The following is a 21,194-nucleotide window of genomic DNA, read 5'->3' on the forward strand; positions in this document are numbered from 1 at the left end:
TATATAATACAAAAGAGGGTGACCTTTTGGGACACCCTCATTATTTTTATTGTATATTATTTCTAATTGCTGTATTCTGAAGCGCTGCGTATCATATCTACATGGGGGATATTATCTTCTAAATAGTCGTCAGAAGATGGTTTAAAACCAAATGACCCGTAGAATTTCTTTAAGTAACACTGAGCACCGATTTGAATATCCTGTTCACCAAACTCTTGAGCAATCTTTTCAATAGCAAGTTGCATTAAAACTCGACCATAACCGTCTTTTCTATAGTCTGGTGCAATAGCAACTCTGCCTATTGATATCTCAGGATAACTTAGTCCAGGAGGAACTATTCTTGCACAAGCGATTACCTTATCTTGATGTGTAGCATAAATGTGTAAACACTGTTTGTCCTTTCCGTCAATCTCTGGATAAGGGCAGTTCTGCTCTACAACAAAGATATCAGTTCGCAAACGCAAGATATCGTACAGTTCGTTGACTGTTAGTTCGTCAAACAATTTGGTGTGCCAGTGAATACTATTCATAACTAATACGTTTTAAATTCTACTGTTCAAAGTTATAATAATCCTTTTTTAATACAGAAAGATTAACAGTAAAAACACAATAATTTATATCCAATATAGAGTCTATTCTTAGAGCAACTCTGGAAAATAAGAACGTGCTATTAACAAAACCAAAACAGCAAATCCATTGTTGATCAAGTGAAATAAAAAGGAATACCAAAACCCGTAGCGAATGCGCACATATCCCATCATTATGCCTAATGCAAATTGAGGAAAGACTATCAAAGGAGATAAAATTAAAATCCTCGAGGTAATTTCTTCAAAATTAGTAATATGTATAAACCCAAAAATTAAAGTTAAAAGGTAGAATATGTAGGAAAAATAAGTGGTGTACAACTTCTTCAACACTTCTTTTTTCTTGCCTATAAGGTAAGTCAATACAACAAAAAGGCATAGTGTAACAATAGATAATCCATTTGCAACAGTTTCATTCAGTTTATCTACACTAAACAAAAAGTAAGCTGAAGTCAAAATAAACCCTATAAACAAGTAGCTCGGTTTAAATCGCATAGGCAATCGAAAACTTAATTCTTCAATAAATGGTCCTATTACAACAGCAAATAGAATAAAAGGAACCACGCCTAATTCATTTAAGACTAATTCTATTAAATCTGGTTCTGGAATATCCAATACCAAATCTAATATCTGTTGAAGAGCTACAATTGAAAAAAGACAAAGCCCCCACAGTTTGAGCGTATTGAATAGCTTATACTGAGGAGAAAGAACAACTCCTTGTAAGTTGGGCTTCTTTGCGAATAAAAAGAAATCTGTTAATAATTCTTTTAGTGTCATTAGTAAATTTATAAAGTTATAACCAAGTTATAAAAAAAGCAGTAATTATTATAATAATAATCACTGCTCTATTTTTACTTTCTAAAAGAAATACCTAAACTTACCTATAAAGCTCCTACCAGGCTTTTGTAAACTAAAGTTATCATACACTACTTTGTCAAACATATTTCTACATTCTAAGGTAAATTGAAACTTTTGCTCTTTTCCGAAGGTATAAGTCGCGACAAAATCATGGGTAATTTGATCAGGTATTGTAAATTTTCCATCAGACTTAGATCCTAATGATGGCCAATAGAGGTAAAACTCTTTGATATACATCATAGCATAACCTAAACTAAGATTATCTTCTTTAAATATTTTATTAAAAGTATAGTTAGCATCTACATTTCCATATAAGTAAGGAATGTTTGGCAATCGATCTTTGTAAAGATTACTTGCTAAATTAGCAATCGTCTTTGTTTTATTAATTAAATTCTGATAAGTACCATTGACTCCAATATTAAAATTGTTTTTAAAGTAATATCGAATTTCACCCTCAATTCCCGTGTTTTGACTTGATGCTAAATTACCATAGGTTTGGTGGGTCTTATGTGTTGATAGTTCAGGACGGATAAAGTCTTCCGAATCCCTAAAGAAACCATTTAAGTCAATAGATATCAAGTGATTTTTCCCTAATTGTGGGCTATAGTTCACTCCCAAATTATAGTTATTACTTACTTCAGGATTCAGTTTGTTATTACCCGCAATATTTACCTTATCTCCAAAAAGCTCTACTGAAGATGGCAATCGAATACTCTTTTCAAAGGAGCTTTTAATTTGCAAATTATCTAACACAAATATAGATCCTGTAATTCCGTAACCAAAGTAATTGTGATCTGCACTATACCCCTTATAAGCAGTATCCCCCCACTTACCAGTTGGATTATATGAATCTGTATAATTAATTCTTTGATAATAATACTTTCCAAATGCAGTAATACTCCATTTTGTATTTGGTGTAAATTGGTAGCTTAAACCGTTTATATTCTTTAAAACTTCCGAAGGTTTATTCTTTATAATATCATCGGGATTGAGTTCATCTTCTCCTTTGCGTTTAAAGAAATTAATTGTATTGCTAAAAGAAAAATTGTGTTTGTCTCCCAGTTTATAGTTAATCACTGTAGCTACCATCCCATTGTTGTTTTTAAACTTATACATTGTTCGGTTTCGCTCTCCTCCCTTTTTGCCGTACAACTCCTCATAATCTATATAATCTTGTACCCAATTGTATCTTCTATACACAGTGTCTATCACTTGATCACTTCCCAGATTATAATTTGCATTTAATCGAACATCAAGTCCTTCAATAAAAAGATTCTTCTTTTCATACATCAAAGTTGGCATGACTATATCTCCTCTTTGATGAAGATTTCCAAAGACAGATTCCATCCTCGCTCCAGTTTGAATCTCTTTATAGTTCTGTCCTAAAGTTATTCCTATTGCTATTCGATCTGCAAAAGATTTATTTACTAAACCAATCTGACCGACAAAGTTTTCATTGTGATATTTATCGTGAAAACGCTTTACTTTTTTATTTCTTCCGACAATTGTTCCCGTATGGATATCGTTGACATTCACACGAACTTTATAATCGTTATCTGAATAATTTTGATAGGCATTTAACTGTGTATAAAAACCAGTCTTCTCATCTACATAGACAAAGTTTACGTTACTTCGATGAGTATTGAAAGAACCGTAAGAATAAGACATGTCCAAAGAAGTCTTATCATAGGTATTAGTAATGATGTTAATTGCTCCACCTAAAGCGTCAGATCCTAAACCAACAGGGACAACTCCTTTGTAAATCTCAATGCGATTTGCCAAATTGATTGGTATGTTATTTAATTGAAAAGCCGAACCAAAATTATCCATGGGTATCCCATCTATAAAAAACTTTATCTGGTTTCCAGAATATCCATTCAAAGAGACATTCATCGTAGATCCTACACCTCCATCTTCTCTTACTCTTACTCCACTTGTTTTATCAATTGCATGACCTATATCCATTGCACGTGAATGCAGCTTGACAGCGTCCAAAACAGAAACATTATAGGCCTTCTCTTTTATTTGTTGGTTCTTACTTTTAGCTAAAATGTTGACCTCAGATAAATTGTAATTATCGGGAATCAAAGGGATATTCAAAATAGTATTATCGCTTACTTGAATTTCTTTCTGATAATCGCGATAACCAATATAACTAACGTACACAGTGTAAGCCTGCCCTTTCTTTAAGTGGGGAATCTCATAATTCCCCTTTGAATTGGTCTGTCCAAACTTATTATTTTCTTTGATAACGACAGAAGCACCAATAATAGGTTCTGATTCGCTACCTTGGACAATCCCCCTTAGTATAGCCGTTTCTTGAGCAAACGCAGTAGAGCTAATAAACAAGAAAAATACAGCTAAGTATTGAATTAAAATTCTCATCTTCATGACGAATATATTTATATAGTAAAAAGACAACCTTATAGATAGATTGTCTTTTTACACAGTGATCAATTACAATTATTATTTAGAAGATAATTTTGATATTGCAGTGATTGTACCACCTTCAAGTTTTATTCCTTTTGTAGCTGTAGCTGTCTCTGCATCCATTTTGTAAACAAAACTTCCTTGATCTGTAGTCACCCCCACATAAACAGTTTTTCCATCCATAAGAGATAAATTGCTTTTATCAGAAAAACCTAAGTCTTTAATAGTTTCAGGTAAACCTTCAATCCACTTATAAGTTTTAGTATATACGTCTAAAGAAGCGTATTTTATTACATTGCTACTGTTGTTTAACTTATCATTTTCAAGGCGAGCAATAAACTTTCCTTTACCAGCATAAACTAAACCGCTAACAAAATAACCACTTGTAGCTTTTTCAATGTCCCAAAAATACTTGTCATCAAACTCTAAAGTTTTACCGTCAATTTTTAAAATTCCCGAAGGATTAGTAGAGATTAATTCCCCTTTTCCACCTAATACATTCGCACTTGAGAAAGCATATCCATCCCCTTTTTCATCTTGAAATAAACCATTTTTAAAATAAGCACCTATATATGAACTCTTATCACTTGTGATGACTTTATCCAAATTCATACTTGGATAATCGTATACAGCCACCCAAGCAGTATTTGCAAATGAAGTTCCCCAAACATCACCCGAGATTCCTCTCATTGAGAAATATGGAGCTAATAATTTATTTCCTATTTGAGTTAACCCACTAAAGTGTGCACGCTCACCGTTATTTGCTAATTCAACTGTATTTATAATACCTTGACTTACGATGTGATCTGAATCAGTATTTACAATATACCAAGGAGCGATTTCTACACCGCTACGAGGAACTTTCCACATGACAAAGTCATTATTCATTGCTCCATATACTTGCACCGTCTCCGTGACAAAATCATTCCCCTTAACTAACTTCCCCTTATTGTTTAAAGTGTAAACTGTTACTGCACCAGGATTACCTTGTCCATATAACAAACTGTAAAACTTATTCTTTGTTGTTAAGTAATAACGATATGCTCCATCTTGCTCAATACCATTATTGCTCAAGTTTACACTTCCACTTTCGATATCCTCTACTGTTAAAAGATAGTCAGCTACACCCTCATGCTCTAAAGAAGAAGCTGCTATTACGTAGCGCTCTACGTTTTCTGTCTCATTACCTCCTGTATTGTTATCTCCATCAGAAGAACTATTATCATCGCTACTGCAAGCGATAAATCCTGTAGTTAAACTCAATACCAGTAAAGATTTAATTATTCTGCTCATACTTATATTTATTTAGATTTGTTTTAAATAAAAGCAAATATAAAGTAAAAGTTAACATAAAATCAAATTATGCGAATAATTATTTTTACTAAGTCTAAATTATACAAAAAAGGGAGGTATTCATAAGTTGAATACCTCCCTTTAATACTATTGTAAATTATTATTAAAATAACCCCTTCAAAGCGTTCATTGCCCCTCCAAGGCCTTCTTTTCCTCCTGTTAATGAATCAAGTAAGCCTTTTGAATCGCCACCTCCAAAACTACTAATTAAATCAGTAATTTGGAATCCTGACTCTCCACCTTTAGACTTGCTCACAAGGCTTTCGATAATACCAGGAATCACTGATCCAGCAAAATTCTTTGCTATTCCTTCTCCAAGACCTAACTTGCTAGTCAAACTTCCTACTAAATTTGTTATCATTCCCATAACCATAGGATTTGACATTAAATTAGATGTTCCTCCTCCCAATAGACTTGTCAATGCACCTAAATCTCCACCAGAAATACTATCCTTAAATCCATTAATAATACTATCTCCTGTTTCTTTTGTTACAGCACCTGCAAGATCTGTAGAGATACCCGCTTGGCTAATTTCTTTTGAACTTACTTGTTCAATCAATTTAGTAATCTGATCTATCATAACTTTTTTATTTGTTAAGCTAAAACTACTAAATTAATTTCTCAATAATTGCATTTTTTCAATTATTTCATCCCAGATTAACATTTTACTCACATCTGTCGAAGTATTTATATTTGGAGATAGAGAAAACGCAGGTTGCATTAAAACTTGTATAGCAGGTTTTGGCTCTTCTTCAAAACGGTCAACTCCCGCAAACAAAAGTCGTTCTTCATTTGCCATATCTACTAATGCTACCTCATTTACAGCTTCTGGATAGGCACAATTGATAACCCCCATAAGATGATGAGCTTGATCAAAAGATTCTTTATTTAATACATAACGTTCAAAGTGTCTTGTATGAACAGTCAAAAAGTGAGCATCATGAACTACTTTTTCAATTGGAGAACTATCCAATTCTACTCTAAACTGAACATTATTTGGCAATACATAATCAGCTCTCAAACTATCAATATCCTTATCACAGTACAAAACATGCATACCAAGAGCTAATGCCTTTTGAGCAACTAATTCACCTGCTTTGCTCATTCCTATTATACCCAATGTTTTCCCAGCTAATTCTATTCCAGTACTATAGGATTCTTGCAGTGATTTAAAACTGCTATCCCCTTCCAGAGGCATATTCCGATTAGACTCTTGCAACAACCTACATCCCGTAAACAAATGAGCAAAAACCATTTCAGCTGTAGCATTTGCCAAGGCTTCCTCTGCCCATACCACATGGATACCCTTTGATGAAATATAGTCAATTAATTCGAGCTCAATTGAAGTCCCTGCATACACAATCACTTTCAACTCTTTTAATTCATTTATCATTACTTTATTAAGCAAAGTACCGTTCTGCAAAAGCAATCCTTCTATTTTATTCTTATGGATGTAATTAAATAATTGTTCGTGAGCAACACGCACTTCTACAATCTCGTAACCAATTTTCTCAAGCGCTAATTTGACCTCTTGAGATATTCCATCATTAGCTAATATTTTCATCAATGACAATTAATAATAATTAGATTTTGTGTTTGACTTCCCGTAAAACCTCAACCAAAGCGGTAACGCTATTAAGAGGTAAAGCATTATACAGCGATGCCCTATATCCACCAAGAGTGCGGTGTCCACGTATATTTTTTATTCCTGCTTCAACGCACATTTCATCAAACAATTTGTCAATACTACTATGGACAAAATCAAAAGTTACATTCATTTTAGAACGAGAGTCACTTTCAGCAATACCTCGAACAAAATCAAGAGAATCAATTGCCTCATACAGAGTAGCTGCCTTCTTAATGTTGACCTTCTCAATTGCCTCTACCCCACCTAAACTTTTTAACCATCTTAAATTCAAAAGCGTAGTATAAATGGCGAATACATTTGCAGTGTGATACAAACTCCCTTTAGAAATGTGTTCTTGATAGTTTAACATATTGGGAATAAAACGAACCTTATTGTTAAGTACTCCTTTGCGAATAAAAACTACACTTAAACCAGCAGGTCCGATATTCTTCTGTGCACCAGCATAAATGACATCAATCTTGTTATAATCAAATACCCTTGAATAGATATCAGAACTCATATCGCAAACGATAGGACAATTAGCCTGTGGAACATAATCAAATTGTGTCCCATAAATAGTATTATTCGAAGTAAAGTGCAAATAATCTAAAGACGAAGTTTCTACAATACCCTTAGGAATACTCTTGAACTCATTGTTTTCAGAACTTGCTGTAATCTTGACTTGTCCAAACTGATGCGCTTGCTCAATAGCTTTAGAGGCCCATACACCAGTATTAATATAACCTGCCTTTGTGGAAAGCATATTATAAGGTATCCTCAAAAACTCCATACTTGCTCCGCCCTGTAAAAACAAGACATCATAATCCCCTTTATCCAAGCCCAAAAGATCCAAAGCTAAATGACTAACCTCATCTAATACAGCTAAAAAAGCTGAACTACGATGCGAAATAGACAAAATAGACATACCTGACCCGTCAAAGTCGATTAGAGCTTGCGCTGCTTGTTGATAAACAACTTCAGGAAGTAAACAAGGTCCAGCACAAAAGTTGTGTATTTGACTCATGTTATAAGTTTAGCAAAAATTCTAAAGTATCCACATTGTCAGCATAATCCCACAGATTAGGCTCTTGTGTCTTTCCAAAAGGAATACTTCCCTCTACTAATCCATTTGAAACTACGCACTGAATTTTTTCACTATCCTCTCTCAAACGAGATTGAACAGTATCCAAATCATCATAATATTCAAAAAACACAGAAGATATTGGCGAAGAATAACCTTTGTCCTCTTTCACAGTAAGAAAACCGTTATCTAATATTTTAAAATCGCTCATCAGAAAAACGGCTTTGTTATAATCGTAATTATTAGAATACTTTTCGTACTCAATCACATCCTTATACTCAAACATTCCTTGATAAAAACCATCAAAATTAAAACCTGTAGGAACAAACAACTTGGAAACATTACGACATCCAAGCCCATAATAAGTAAAAACGTCTTTACCTAAAGCAACCATATCCTCATGAGATTCACTACCATCTAAAACAGCAACTGAATTTCTATTCTTGCGGATTATATTGGGAACTTTGCTAAAGTAGTAATCAAAATATCTTGCTGTATTATTACTTCCTGTAGCAATAACAGCATCGAAATCCTCTAACTTACCTTCGTTAAACACAATTCTATCAGCAAAGTTTGGTTCGATAGCCATAATATACTTCACTAAAAGAGGTAAAAGTTTTTGGTCATTAGAAGATAACTTAACCACGGCAATATTACCACTCATTAAAACCGATAAGAAATCGTGAAATCCTACTAAAGGTATATTACCAGCCAAAATCAAGCCTACTTTCTTCATAGGTTCTAATGTAAAATCATACTTAGAACACCATTGATCAATATTTTCTTGCGTTAAAGCATCTGCCCATGAACGAATTGAAGTTAAAACTTGTTCTTCTGTAAACCATCCATTATAATTTACAGAACTATAAATTAATTGCTCAAATGCAGAAAAAAATTCGTCATTATGACAAACATCATTGTTTTTTATAAATTCATTTGTAGTAAATTGGCTTAAAAAAGCACCTAATTTAACAAATGTATTTTTTTTAACATCTAAATTCATATTGATTTGTTTGTGAATACTTTTGGGTGTAAATTTGCATACAAAGTTAATACATATAAAACAAAATATAAGCTATGGCAATCATTATAACAGACGAATGTATCAATTGCGGTGCATGTGAGCCAGAATGCCCTAACACAGCGATATACGAAGGAGCAGATGACTGGAGATACAAAGATGGTACAGCCCTTAATGGAAAAGTGGTCTTACCTGATGGAACAGAAGTAGACGCTGATGCGGCACAAGAACCTGTATCAGACGAATTCTACTATATCGTACCTTCAAAATGTACTGAATGTAAAGGATTTCACGAAGAACCACAATGTGCGGCAGTATGCCCAGTGGATTGTTGTATTCCAGATGACAACCACGTAGAAAGTGAAGAAACGTTATTACAACGTCAAGCCTTTTTACACAAACACTAAAATATTATTTGAGAAAAGCTGTTCCTTTCGAACAGCTTTTTTTATGTTCTTCTTACACTCCATTCTCAATTATAAAACACTAAATATTTTCTAATTGGATCGGAATCGAAATCGGATATTCGTAAAGATTACCATATAAATCTTCATCAAAATAAGTCTTGTCAATAGGCTCACTATTAACTACCTTAGATAAAGCGGCTATAATTTGATACTTGTTTTGCTCTGATAAATTGTACTTATCCAAGTCATTAAAATAAATATTCCACTTATTTGTCTTTGGGTCTGCAACAATCATCAACCTTATATTAACTTTCTCATCTTGCCCTAATTCCAAACTGGCCACTTTAAAAAGCTTGTGATACATATCACTATATAGCCTCTTAAACTTATGCTTAGGAAAATTCACTCTTGAATACTTCAGACATCCATTGTCATTGACAGTTTCTCCTTCTGAATTAAGACATTTTAGGCGAACAGAGTTTCCCTCTTTCTCCTTTTCCTCAATATATCCACCCTTGAGGAACTTTCTGCTAATCATTCTGCTGTTTCTGTAATTCTTATCTTTGAAAAAGAACACTTTTGTAGATACCAATATAGCCTCACTGTCAGCTTGACTCACTCCTCTCTTGTACTTTGACAACGTATACTGATAAACAGAGTCCTTTAGCTGAACTCCTTCATACGCTATTTTATGCTCCCATCCATCGACCGAATCCGTAGGATAAATAGCTTTAAAATAACGAGTAAATTGAGTATCCTTTTGCTGCTGAACTAATTCTTTAATCAAATCATGACCTGAGTAAACTTTATCTGTTTTATCAAACACGGCCTTTAAGCTCTGACCATACACTATGAACGAGCAAAAAATTAAGCTCATAGTAAATAAATATCTTTTCATTATAATTATTTAAACTAATTAAAAATAATAAACTTTTACAAAGATATAATTATTCGCATATTGAACAATTCAAAAATCAAACTATTCATAATAACTCTAAATAACAACCAAAGAATATTCAGACAATCTACAAGAGCTTGGTATACATCATTTACAATAAAAAAGAAAGATTGAAATGTAAATCCAACTGAAAGACCTTGATTTCACCTCAGGTAAATCTAATACGTTCATTAATCTCACTAACCTAATTTTAATGGATTAACACACCTTTATTCTCAAAAACACAAATACTATAGTAGAAATAAAATAAAAAGAATCTTATATAGTGCAAACTAAAATAAAGCAACTCTAAAACTCTATGGATATATCTGATTATAATTGATAGACTCCCCCATTTTAAACTATACTTATCAATAACTAATAAACTAATTGTACCACTATTCTACAAAATAAAGGGCTACACTTAAAAAGCAATGTTTCAAATACCTCAACCTAAAAGAACTAATTAACTATATTCATACATCAAAGAATCATTTAAAAAACTAAAACACCACTTAATTAGCTGTATATAATCCACTTAATAATAAAAAAAAACTAACTTTAAAAGAATTACAGAACTAAAAAAACGCGAATTATGAAAAATCTCAAAAGTTTATTACTCATTTTACTAACGCTAAGTAGCACATTAGCTTTTGCTTCATCTCCGACAATAAGACTATGGGGAGGTGGAATGTTTGGACTATCTATAGGTTCTATTCTTGCTGTATATCTATCGTGGAAACGCAATAAATCCATTTTATGGGCGATTATTCACTTCATCTTTGGATGGCTATATGTAATCTATAACCTATTGACAAAAAAATAAAAAAGGCGGTCCAGCATTAGGACCTCCTTTTTAATCTATTTTCATACGTGCCCAATTCAATACATCTATGTATAAGATACTGCGGCGGTAATATTTATTCTTAAAAAGATCTTGAGCTTCAACAACAAAAGAAGTAAATAGTTTTTTCTGTTGATCGGGATAAATATGTGATAACCCCTCAAATAACTTCATAAAAGAATCGTGAATAGGCGTGTGATTCTTCATCTTTAAAATAAGCAACTTATTTGCCTTCACATACTCGTCATACTTCTCATCATTTCCAGAGTCAAACTGAGCCATCAAGGATAAGATTCTCGTGTGAAACAACAAGTCCTCTTGTACAGCATGTCGGGTATTAAACAAAATCATATTGGTATACTTTAAGGAATCTTCATATTTCTTATAACCAAAATACAAAGCAGCTACTTTGAAATACAACACCAAAAAGTGATGCTCGTCTATCATATTCTTATACTCATTCAATCCTCTCTGCAATTGCTTAACGAACAACAAACTTCCATCATAAGTTTGTTTGATAAACTCAATATTCAATTTATTGCTAAACTGCAGTAAAAAAGCTTGTGAATCAATATTCTCCGATTGTGGAAAAGTGTCAACATTAAGTACGTTTTCCAATCTATTATTCCAATATAAATAGCGCTCCACAGATTTAAACATCAAAATCAATTTAAACAAATAGGAATTTCCCTTCAAGTACCAAATTGGGTGACTCTGTATCATCTTAGGGTGATTGTAAAACAAGTTAACCCACGACAGAGAATAGCGATAAGCCCCTCGATAATCTTGAATTAAAAAACACCTCCAGACATGAGCCTTGAAATACCACAGTTTTTCGCGAAAACTAAGAACGTCAAAGTTTATATCTAACAATTGATCTTTAAAATGAGAAATAATCCGTTGTTTATCCTCCTCGCTTTTCGCGTAACCAGAGGTGAGCATTTCACTGTAAAACTTAAGCGAGAGATTTGACAAACGAGTAGCATAGACATATTGTTTACTCAACCTGTCCGACTGTTCTATAAGTTCATCCGCACGCCCTGCAATACTACGGGTGATGTACTGTGACTCAATTACTTTTTCGAGTTCAATAATCTCCAGAGCTAACGTTTTTTCCTCTAAATCAAAAGCAAGTAATTTTGCTTTATCTAATATCTTCAAACTTTGTTTATGCAATCCCTTTTGATACAAAATAGTAGCAAAATCGAGCTGTTCACGAATCTGAATGCGCACGTTCTTCTTACTTGGGTTCATGCGCAAACTACTCAAAATAGAACGATACAAATTTGCTTTCAAATTTGAAAGTTGCTGTTTTGTCGTAATCCCCTGCTTTAAAATCAGTTGTTCATCGTAATATTCCATCTTATCTAAGGCATTAAACAACAAGATAAACTTTGCATCCGAATTGTTCTGAAGGCGATTTACGTATAGTGTAAACTGGCGTTTTTCAGAGCGATTAAGTGATTTTATCAAAACAAAAAGGGAGTCTTTACTATAATTTGGCATTGTAATTAATTATCTTATAATTCATTTGTTTTCAATAGTTTGGTTAAAAAAATAAATGATTAGGCATTGTATTTTAATTTACTTGACAATTTAGAAATAAATTCCAAATCTACACATTTGTTCAAAGTTATTTATAAAACCAATCATTATGAAAACGGAAAAAATAGAGATTTTTGACACTACACTACGAGATGGAGAGCAAGTACCTGGTTGTAAATTAGATAAGAACCAAAAACTATATATCGCTCAAAAACTCGACGAACTCGGTGTAGATGTCATAGAAGCTGGTTTTCCAATTTCAAGCCCAGGAGATTTTGATGCAGTACAAGCCATTTCTAAAATTGTAAAAAAAGCAAAAGTATGTGCCTTAACACGCGCTAATACAAAGGACATTGACAGTGCTGCACAAGCTTTACAATATGCACAAAAACCGAGAATACACACAGGAATAGGAACTTCAGAATCACATATTAAGTACAAGTTCAATACAAGCCAAGAAGATATTTTAAATAGAGCAGCAGAAGCAGTACACTATGCCAAAAAATATGTAGAAGATGTAGAGTTCTATGCCGAAGATGCAGGCCGTACAGATAATGCCTATTTGGCAAAGGTATGCGAAGCAGTTATTCAAGCAGGTGCTACAGTAATTAATATACCAGATACTACCGGATATTGCTTACCTGCAGATTATGGCGCAAAAATAAAGTATTTGAAAGAAAACGTAAAAGACATAGACAATGTCACCCTTTCTTGTCACTGCCACAATGATTTAGGAATGGCTACAGCAAATTCAATTGCAGGAATTATAAATGGGGCAAGGCAAATTGAATGTACGATTAATGGCATAGGTGAAAGAGCTGGTAATACGGCTTTGGAAGAAGTCGTCATGATTCTAAAGCAACATGAAAAATTGGGATTCTACACAGATATAAACAGCGTCATGTTGAATGAAATGAGTCAATTGACTTCGACAACAATGGGTATGTTGGTACAACCCAACAAAGCTATAGTAGGATCAAATGCCTTTGCACATAGCTCAGGGATACATCAAGATGGGGTGATCAAAAGACGAGATACTTACGAGATCATCGACCCAAGAGATGTTGGTATCAATGAATCAGCTATCATTCTTACTGCGAGAAGTGGACGTTCTGCTTTGGCATATAGATTTAAGAATATAGGCTATGACGTTACTAAAAAAGAACTCGACGTACTATATGACTATTTCTTAAAAGTGGCCGATGTCAAAAAAGAAGTAACAGAGAAAGATTTGTTTGCCATCATGCATACTTTTTCTCAAAATCATTTGATCAACCGTACAGCTTAAGTAAAGTAAAATGGGGAAAACAGCAAAAACACTATTTGACAAAGTATGGGATGCTCATGTAGTAGAACGCATAGAGAACGGTCCTGAAATCATATATATAGATAAACACTTAATACACGAAGTTACAAGTCCTCAAGCATTTAAGGAACTGGAAAAAAGGGGAATAGACATTTTCAGACCGAAACAAATCTTGGCTACTGTAGATCACAATGTTCCTACGCTTAATCAAGAGTTGCCTATAAAAGATGAATTGTCAAAACAGCAAGTTGAACAATTAGCTCACAATTGTCAAAAGAATGGGATTACCTACTATGATCTTGGACATCCTTATCAGGGAATTGTACATATCATCGCTCCTGAATTGGGAATTACTCAGCCGGGAATGAGTATGGTATGTGGAGATAGTCACACCTCTACGCATGGCGCTTTTGGAGCTATCGCTTTTGGGATAGGAACAAGTCAAGTTGCACAGGTATTTGCCAGTCAATGTGTACTTATGAACAAACCAAAGTCGATGAGAATAACAGTTTCAGGTAAACTATCACAGTATGTGCAACCCAAAGATGTCATTCTCTATATTATATCTCAAGTAGGTACAGACGCAGGTACAGGTTATTTCTGTGAATATGCTGGAGAGGTATTTGAACAAATGAGTATGGAAGGACGTATGACGATATGCAATATGAGTATTGAGATGGGTGCTCGCGGAGGTATGATCGCACCAGATCAAACGACATTTGACTATTTAAAAGACAAAGTATTTGCACCAAAAGCAGAAGAATGGACTAAAAAAGTTAATTATTGGAAGTCTCTGCCAAGTGATAAAGATGCAGTATTTGACAAAGAATACCACTTCAATGCAGAAGATATCCAACCAATGATTACTTATGGGACAAATCCAAGTATGGGAATTGCAGTAGATCAAACCATACCAGCTATCAAAACCAAATCTGAAGAAAGAGCGCTGACCTATATGGGGCTATCACAAGGGCAAAAATTAGATAGTATTGCGGTCAAACACATTTTTATAGGAAGTTGCACCAATGCGAGGATAGAAGACTTTAGAATAGCAGCATCTTACATCAATGGAAAACAAATTGCCAAAGACGTAAATGCTTTGATTGTTCCCGGATCCCAACAGGTAGTCCAACAAATTAAAGAGGAAGGATTAGACAGCGTATTTGAGCAAGCAGGCTTTATCATTAGGCAACCTGGTTGTTCTGCATGCCTGGCTATGAATGAAGACAAAATACCTGCAGGAGATTACTGTGTTTCTACTTCCAATAGAAACTTTGAAGGAAGACAAGGACAGGGCTCGCGCACTTTACTTGCAAGTCCACTGACAGCGGCAATTGTAGCTATTGAAGGAAAGATTTCGTACACTAAACTTTACGATTATGCAAGCGTTAATTAAATTAGAATCAACAGCTGTCCCTTTAGCGACAGAAAATATAGACACAGATCAAATCATTCCTGCTCGATTTCTAAAAAGTATTACTCGAGAAGGATTTGGAGAAAATTTATTCAAAGATTGGAGATATCATCAAGACAATACTCTCAAGGAGGACTTTGTCTTAAATGACAAAAAATATAAAGGAGAAATCCTAATTGCCGGAAACAACTTTGGTTGTGGGAGCAGCAGAGAACACGCTGCTTGGGCATTGACAGATTATGGTTTTAAAGTTGTTGTAAGTAGTTATTTTGCAGATATTTTTAAAGGGAATGCTTTAAATAATGGGTTATTACCAATCACTGTTAGTTCTGAATATCTGCACTACTTACTTCAAACAGTTCAACGAGAACCTTTGACCAAAATTAAAATTGATGTGGAGGCACAAACCATAGAAGTAAATGAACAAAAGCACAACTTTGAACTTGATCCTTATAAGAAGATATGTCTTCTACACGGATACGACGATATTGACTATTTACTAAGTCAAAAGAGCAAAATAGAAGCTTTCGAGCGCAACAACCAAAACAATTAATTATGACAAAAAGTTACCAAATCGCAGTACTTTCTGGAGATGGTATAGGCCCAGAAGTAGTAAAAGAAACTATAAAAGTATTAGACGCTGTCTCACAAACTTATGTTTTTGAGCTACATTACCACAATGCCTTAATTGGAGCAGTGGCAATAGACCAAGCAAATGAGCCCCTACCAGAGCATACTATAGCTGTATGCAAAAGAACAGATGCTGTGTTATTTGGTGCTATTGGCGACCCTAAGTATGACAATGATACCAATGCTGCAGTGAGACCGGAACAAGGTTTACTTGCCCTACGAAAGGAATTAGGGTTATTCGCCAATATTAGACCTGTCAAAGCTTACAACAAGCTAATTAACCAAAGTCCTTTAAAAGAAAATATTATTCAAAATACAGATCTAGTTATTTTTCGTGAATTAATTAGTGGGATATACTTTGGCCAAAAGAGTATATCCGCAGATGGGCGAGCTGCTTCAGACCTTTGCTCCTATTCACAAGATGAAATCGAAAACATTGCACACCTAGCTTTTCAAGCCGCAGATAAAAGAAACAAAAAACTTACCCTAATTGATAAAGCCAATGTTTTAGAAACATCGAGATTGTGGAGAAGAGTAGTGCAATCCTTAGCAGCTCAATACCCAACTGTAGAAGTTGAATATATGTTTGTAGACAATGCAGCAATGCAACTAATTTTGAACCCTAAACAATTCGACGTAATCTTAACAGAGAATATGTTTGGTGATATTATTTCAGACGAAGCCAGTGTAATCGGTGGATCTATTGGACTACTACCTTCTGCATCGATAGGAACGCACACAGCGCTATTTGAGCCTATTCACGGATCATATCCACAAGCAAAAGGCAAAGGTATTGCCAATCCAATCGCATCTATTCTCAGTGGTGCAATGATGTTAGATCACTTAGGAGAACACGATGCTGCCGAAGCGATTAGAGATGCTGTATTACACACAATTAACGAAGGAGTGCTAACTCCTGACTTAGTCAAAGAATCAACTTATAGTACAACTGATGTAGGCAATAAAATTGCCAACCACGTGCGTTTTAGAACGGGTCATCGATATCAGGATAACATGACTCACAGCAAGTCAACTATCATATAATAGTTCTTATATTGTTAAAATTATTTTTAACCTTCTAGTTTTTGGGACAAGTCTACCTCTAATCAAGGTAGACTTGTTGTTTTTTATACATTACAATAGTAGAAATGTCGGATCAGCTTAAAAAGTCTTTGAAGAAAATGTAAAAGAACAGTTCTCCCCACTATTACAAAGTGCCGCAGTACAAAAACAGTTCTTACCTTCTTTCGCAATACCCACCTTCAACAGTACTCAAATAGAAGAAATAAAAGCCTAACAGTAAAACATTTTCAAAGGAAAAGACAATTGCGCGAATCAATCTCCTTCAGTACAATTCACTTTAAACTGCTTTCACAATACGTCAGTATATGAAGACATTTTACAACGAGAAAAATCAGTCAAACTACGTATGCAATTTCTTCATTAAACTACTAAATAAACAGCTAAAGTGATATCGAGCAATTGAAACTTTACTGTAAAAGAAAACTGATTGACTACATTTTTAAGGTAGTTAGCCAAAAAACATCGCTACTACAAGAGTGATTAGGTACTAAGTTGATCGCACTTCCTTTAGGTATTCTTGCGGTATGCTAGGGGTTTTCTTCGGAAAACACCCCCTTTTGCGAGGAAAACCCCCAAGAAACTGCAAGGAAACCGCAAGAAAGTCCTAAGAAAACACTTCTACTTATTGAAGTAAAAGAGCTCATAATTAGTATCTCAGTGTTACAACCAACAAGAAAGAATTAAGATTAAGTGCATTCATTAATTCAAAAACATCAAAAAGCATTACTAAAGCACATTAGAAGCTTAAAACAAACACGACAAGCCAAATATTCATTTCTTTAGTAATTAAAACATTAATGAGACTACTGGTTCTATTAATGCTAATAACAAATTCATTCGTATTAGGTAAAGAGAAATAAGAATCAAGAGTTTATCCTTTTAAAGTAAAAGTTCATTTTACTTAGTTTTGGTCTTTTGATATGAATTCGAAATAAACTACTTTTTGTAAAGTACAAAATGAAAATAGCCCCTTAACGGAGCTATTTTTCTACCAAAAACTAAAAAATGTAAGATGCTTACACAATTTATTATTTTAAATATCTTAATCTAAGATTCGAACTGGTCTATTATCATCGTTGATAGCAACTAAGGTAAATACACCACTAACTACTTCAACGCGTTCGATATCTTTCATTTTTTCTCTAAATACATTCACGCGAATGCGAATACTTGTATTGCCAATTGACTCGACATTACCTACCATTTCAATCAGTGAACCAGCAGGTATTGGCTTTAAAAAATCAATTTTATCAGCATTGACAATTACAAAGTTCTTGCGGCAAAAACGCGTAGCTGTCATAAAAGCAGTTTCTGTCATCATCAAAATTACCCTACCCCCAAACATCGTATTATGATGATTTATTATTTCAGGAAACACCACTTTAAAAACACGTGTTTCAGCTTGTTGCATTTGTAATTCGATTGATTCAGATACTACCATTAATTCAAACTTATATTGATAAAATATCAGATGAGAAATAAAGGAACCCTATAATTAGTAAACAATAATAAATTGGGAAAGGAAACAAATGAAAAGAGAAGTGAATACAATAAAAACACCATTGTAAAAACAATGATTGCATTAAGGATATTCAACTCTGACATAAGCTCTAAACCGCGAAAGCATGGTCTACTAAAGATAGGCAGGTCTCCTGACTTGTAACATTCTTTTACCGTCCTTCCCATCTACACATAGACAGTGGAACACTATGAGGGTAAAGAATTTTAAGTTACTTACAGTTGCGCGACAGTTCGTGATTTACACACGATTCCCTTTTCGTATACAGCTAAGTATAACCTTTCTTTGTTGATATTTTAATTCCTATTTTGGAATCTTGACAGCGAAGATAAGCAAACTTTGCAAATAAACTATCTTATAGCTTAAAATTACTGACCTACCTACTGACCAATCAGAAGGACTTCTTCGCCATACAGCAAAAAAAAGAGACCCAACTGAGTCTCTTTCCAAGGCTAAAGTTGTTTTTTAAGTTCTTGTGCCTTATTGATATCTTGATAAATCTTAATCGTCTTCATCGTAGTAAATGATTTCATCTTTTCTAACATATACTTAGCATGAGTAGAATTTGCCTCGTCAATCTTTAACTTTCGCTTCTGTGACGAATTTGACCATGTATAGTAATAGGGTTGATTATTCTCTATTGCAACAGCTCCGATTGAATCTGCTATAAAATTGTAATCATTAATAGCAAAGTGATATTTGCTCTCATTGCCAAATAAATTATCCCCTGTATACGTATAAATGGTTTCAGATAGACTCAAATTAAAAAGGGTAGGAAATATATCTTTATGAGAAGATACTCTCTCTTGATCAAAATTACTTGGTTTATACTTCTCTGGAATATAAAACAAAATAGGCACACTTCGCTTGAGGAAACCTTCTTCAGGAGAATATTCGAAAACTTGGCGAATATTGTGATCTCCAGAAGCTGCTATTATGGTATTCTCACCTAATGGAGAGTTCCTAACTTCTTCAATCAACTTAGCAAGCATTGCAGCACCATATTGATGAGAGTAAAAGTTGGCATAAGCTGTTTGCTCATCAACTCTTATCTTTTGTTTTAAACTATCTGGCATGACGATAGGTTGCGTTGTGTAACTTTTAGGAACAACAAAAGGCGTATGATTACTGATTGTCAAACCAAAAATGAATTTTGGTTTTCCATCATCTACTTTCAATTTATCTAAAATGTAATCCATTAAATAACCATCGTGAACCCCCCAAGCAAATTCTTCGGCACCAGGATAGGATTCTAAAATATTATTCTTTCCTTCGATGTAATCAAAAGACTGTTTTTGAAGCATCTTATCTATATTACGCCAAGATATACTCGCTCCTGTCAAGAAATACGTATCGTATCCCTTGCTCTTAAAGGGAAGTGTAATAGCACTGCTAAAAGGAGTGTCAAAATACACAGATTGGGATATAATCGTCTTTGGTGTACCTAATATAAAATTCTCCAAAGTCTGTATCGTACCATTATAAGCTGATAAGCTATTCTTAAAATAGTATAGGTCATCTAATTGACCTGCCAGATCTCCGATAAGATTAAATTCTTTTGAATTCATGTCAAAGTAATGATTACTCATACTCTCCATCTGTAAGAATATAACATTAGGAGGATTTTGCTCTAAGAATTCACTATAGGCAGTCTTTCGCTCTAAATTATTGTCAAACAAATCAAGCTGCTCTCCTTTATAGTGCTGTAAAACACCAAGCAAACTTTCGTAACCATTAGCTTTTAATTCACTTTCAATATCGGGGTTTATCCTATTTTCCTTGCGTTCTGAGTTGGCAAACTTTAAACTATAAAGCGCATTATAACACAGTGAATTAACAAACTCATTAGCTGTAATATTGGTGTGCTCTCTGCGAAGCGTAAACACTCCTACACTTCCACGCATCCCAACAAAAACTAAAGGAAATAACAATAGTAAAACAAGTGATAAAGCTTTACTCTGTTGTATTATAGGACGTGCCAATGATTTCTTTACTCTTTTCGAAACAAATAACAACCCTACAATTGCAATCACATAAGTAATTAATATTTTGAAGATAGGATAATCCGTCCATACTGAATTCAAAACAGCTGTAGTATCATCTTCAAAAATACCGAAGAACAAGAGATTGATATGAGATTGGAAAAACTGATAGAAAAAATAGTCTATAATAATAAGTGATAAAAACACTACTAATACAAAGATTAAGTAGTACTTGATAAAGCTACCGTAAAAGCGACTATATCTTATATTAAAGCGCTTGGGTAAAAATAAAGATATAAGCCATAATAAAACAACTGGTAAAAATCCATAACAGATCGCTGAAACGTCAAAGCGAGCTCCGACAATAAAAGCCTCTATTACTCCTACCTTATATGAAGACAAATCAGTGAAATTCCCGAAGGTGATTAAAAAACTCAATCTACCGAGGAAAAAAACAAATAAAAAGTATAAAAAATACTTTAGTCCGTTTAGACTTAAACGACGGAACAAATCTAAATTCATTACAAAAATTGTTTTACTTTTTTTCAAAAAGCAAAAGTAACAATAAGATAA

At 33.9% G+C, this 21,194-nt stretch carries 18 protein-coding genes and 1 riboswitch; of the genes, 6 read left to right on the forward strand and 12 right to left on the reverse strand.

Annotated elements, in window-relative coordinates; genetic code table 11:
• Positions 1-62 precede the first annotated feature (62 nt).
• From GJV76_RS05850 to GJV76_RS05885, 8 genes are all read right to left on the reverse strand, one after another.
• Positions 63-530: a GNAT family N-acetyltransferase gene (locus tag GJV76_RS05850; protein ID WP_155091709.1), complete on the reverse strand. Its 468-nt coding sequence runs from the start codon at positions 528-530 to the stop codon at positions 63-65.
• Positions 531-638: 108 nt separating this feature from the next.
• Positions 639-1,361 carry a CPBP family glutamic-type intramembrane protease gene (locus GJV76_RS05855; protein ID WP_155091710.1) on the reverse strand — a complete coding sequence of 241 codons (723 nt, stop codon included), beginning with the start codon at positions 1,359-1,361 and terminating at the stop codon, positions 639-641.
• A gap of 81 nt (positions 1,362-1,442) precedes the next feature.
• Complete coding sequence (locus GJV76_RS05860) at positions 1,443-3,833, reverse strand: TonB-dependent receptor (RefSeq protein WP_230381502.1); 2,391 nt, start codon at positions 3,831-3,833, stop codon at positions 1,443-1,445.
• A 75-nt stretch (positions 3,834-3,908) separates the two neighbouring features.
• A complete protein-coding gene (locus GJV76_RS05865; protein WP_155091711.1) occupies positions 3,909-5,165 on the reverse strand; it encodes a DUF4374 domain-containing protein in 1,257 nt (418 codons plus the stop codon).
• Between the two features lie 163 nt (positions 5,166-5,328).
• Complete coding sequence (locus GJV76_RS05870; protein WP_155091712.1) at positions 5,329-5,805, reverse strand: hypothetical protein; 477 nt, start codon at positions 5,803-5,805, stop codon at positions 5,329-5,331.
• A 33-nt stretch (positions 5,806-5,838) separates the two neighbouring features.
• Positions 5,839-6,789 (reverse strand): NAD(P)-dependent oxidoreductase, encoded by a 951-nt coding sequence (locus GJV76_RS05875; protein WP_155091713.1) that lies wholly within the window; start codon positions 6,787-6,789, stop codon positions 5,839-5,841.
• A gap of 19 nt (positions 6,790-6,808) precedes the next feature.
• Positions 6,809-7,876: a 3-phosphoserine/phosphohydroxythreonine transaminase gene (serC, locus tag GJV76_RS05880; RefSeq protein ID WP_155091714.1), complete on the reverse strand. Its 1,068-nt coding sequence runs from the start codon at positions 7,874-7,876 to the stop codon at positions 6,809-6,811.
• A gap of 1 nt (position 7,877) precedes the next feature.
• Positions 7,878-8,936, reverse strand: a complete 1,059-nt coding sequence (locus tag GJV76_RS05885) for an acyl-CoA reductase (protein WP_155091715.1) — start codon at positions 8,934-8,936, stop codon at positions 7,878-7,880.
• 74 nt (positions 8,937-9,010) lie between these two features.
• Between GJV76_RS05885 and GJV76_RS05890 the strand changes: the two genes are divergently transcribed.
• Positions 9,011-9,361 carry a 4Fe-4S dicluster domain-containing protein gene (locus GJV76_RS05890; RefSeq protein WP_155091716.1) on the forward strand — a complete coding sequence of 117 codons (351 nt, stop codon included), beginning with the start codon at positions 9,011-9,013 and terminating at the stop codon, positions 9,359-9,361.
• Positions 9,362-9,440: 79 nt separating this feature from the next.
• Here GJV76_RS05890 and GJV76_RS05895 read toward each other — a convergent pair whose 3' ends face one another.
• Complete coding sequence (locus tag GJV76_RS05895; RefSeq protein ID WP_160339397.1) at positions 9,441-10,238, reverse strand: hypothetical protein; 798 nt, start codon at positions 10,236-10,238, stop codon at positions 9,441-9,443.
• A 655-nt stretch (positions 10,239-10,893) separates the two neighbouring features.
• Here GJV76_RS05895 and GJV76_RS05900 point away from each other — a divergent pair.
• Positions 10,894-11,124, forward strand: coding sequence for a hypothetical protein (locus tag GJV76_RS05900; protein ID WP_155091718.1), 231 nt, complete (start codon positions 10,894-10,896; stop codon positions 11,122-11,124).
• A gap of 30 nt (positions 11,125-11,154) precedes the next feature.
• On the opposite strand, the gene GJV76_RS05905 is transcribed toward GJV76_RS05900, so the two are convergent.
• The gene (locus tag GJV76_RS05905) at positions 11,155-12,648 is read right to left on the reverse strand and encodes a hypothetical protein (protein ID WP_155091719.1); all 1,494 of its coding nucleotides are present in this window, start codon (positions 12,646-12,648) and stop codon (positions 11,155-11,157) included.
• 148 nt (positions 12,649-12,796) lie between these two features.
• Between GJV76_RS05905 and GJV76_RS05910 the strand changes: the two genes are divergently transcribed.
• Genes GJV76_RS05910 through leuB form a run of 4 tightly spaced genes read left to right on the forward strand, consistent with a single transcriptional unit; the run spans position 12,797 to position 17,081 of the window.
• Positions 12,797-13,975, forward strand: a complete 1,179-nt coding sequence (locus tag GJV76_RS05910) for a 2-isopropylmalate synthase (protein WP_155091720.1) — start codon at positions 12,797-12,799, stop codon at positions 13,973-13,975.
• Positions 13,976-13,985: 10 nt separating this feature from the next.
• Entirely contained in the window at positions 13,986-15,389 is a 1,404-nt protein-coding gene (gene leuC, locus GJV76_RS05915) for a 3-isopropylmalate dehydratase large subunit (protein WP_155091721.1), read from the forward strand.
• Positions 15,373-15,960, forward strand: a complete 588-nt coding sequence (gene leuD, locus GJV76_RS05920) for a 3-isopropylmalate dehydratase small subunit (protein WP_155091722.1) — start codon at positions 15,373-15,375, stop codon at positions 15,958-15,960. Before leuC ends, leuD begins: the two co-directional genes overlap by 17 nt.
• Positions 15,961-15,962: 2 nt before the next feature.
• Complete coding sequence (leuB, locus tag GJV76_RS05925; protein WP_155091723.1) at positions 15,963-17,081, forward strand: 3-isopropylmalate dehydrogenase; 1,119 nt, start codon at positions 15,963-15,965, stop codon at positions 17,079-17,081.
• A gap of 1,081 nt (positions 17,082-18,162) precedes the next feature.
• Here leuB and GJV76_RS05930 read toward each other — a convergent pair.
• Both GJV76_RS05930 and GJV76_RS05935 read right to left on the reverse strand, forming a co-directional pair.
• Positions 18,163-18,561: an acyl-CoA thioesterase gene (locus tag GJV76_RS05930; RefSeq protein WP_155091724.1), complete on the reverse strand. Its 399-nt coding sequence runs from the start codon at positions 18,559-18,561 to the stop codon at positions 18,163-18,165.
• A 184-nt stretch (positions 18,562-18,745) separates the two neighbouring features.
• Positions 18,746-18,937: riboswitch (cobalamin riboswitch) on the reverse strand.
• A 154-nt stretch (positions 18,938-19,091) separates the two neighbouring features.
• Entirely contained in the window at positions 19,092-21,143 is a 2,052-nt protein-coding gene (locus GJV76_RS05935; RefSeq protein ID WP_155091725.1) for an LTA synthase family protein, read from the reverse strand.
• Positions 21,144-21,194: the final 51 nt, after the last annotated feature.

It is taken from the genome of Myroides albus, from assembly GCF_009711045.1.
In the GTDB taxonomy this organism is placed as follows: Bacteria; Bacteroidota; Bacteroidia; order Flavobacteriales; family Flavobacteriaceae; genus Flavobacterium; species Flavobacterium album_A.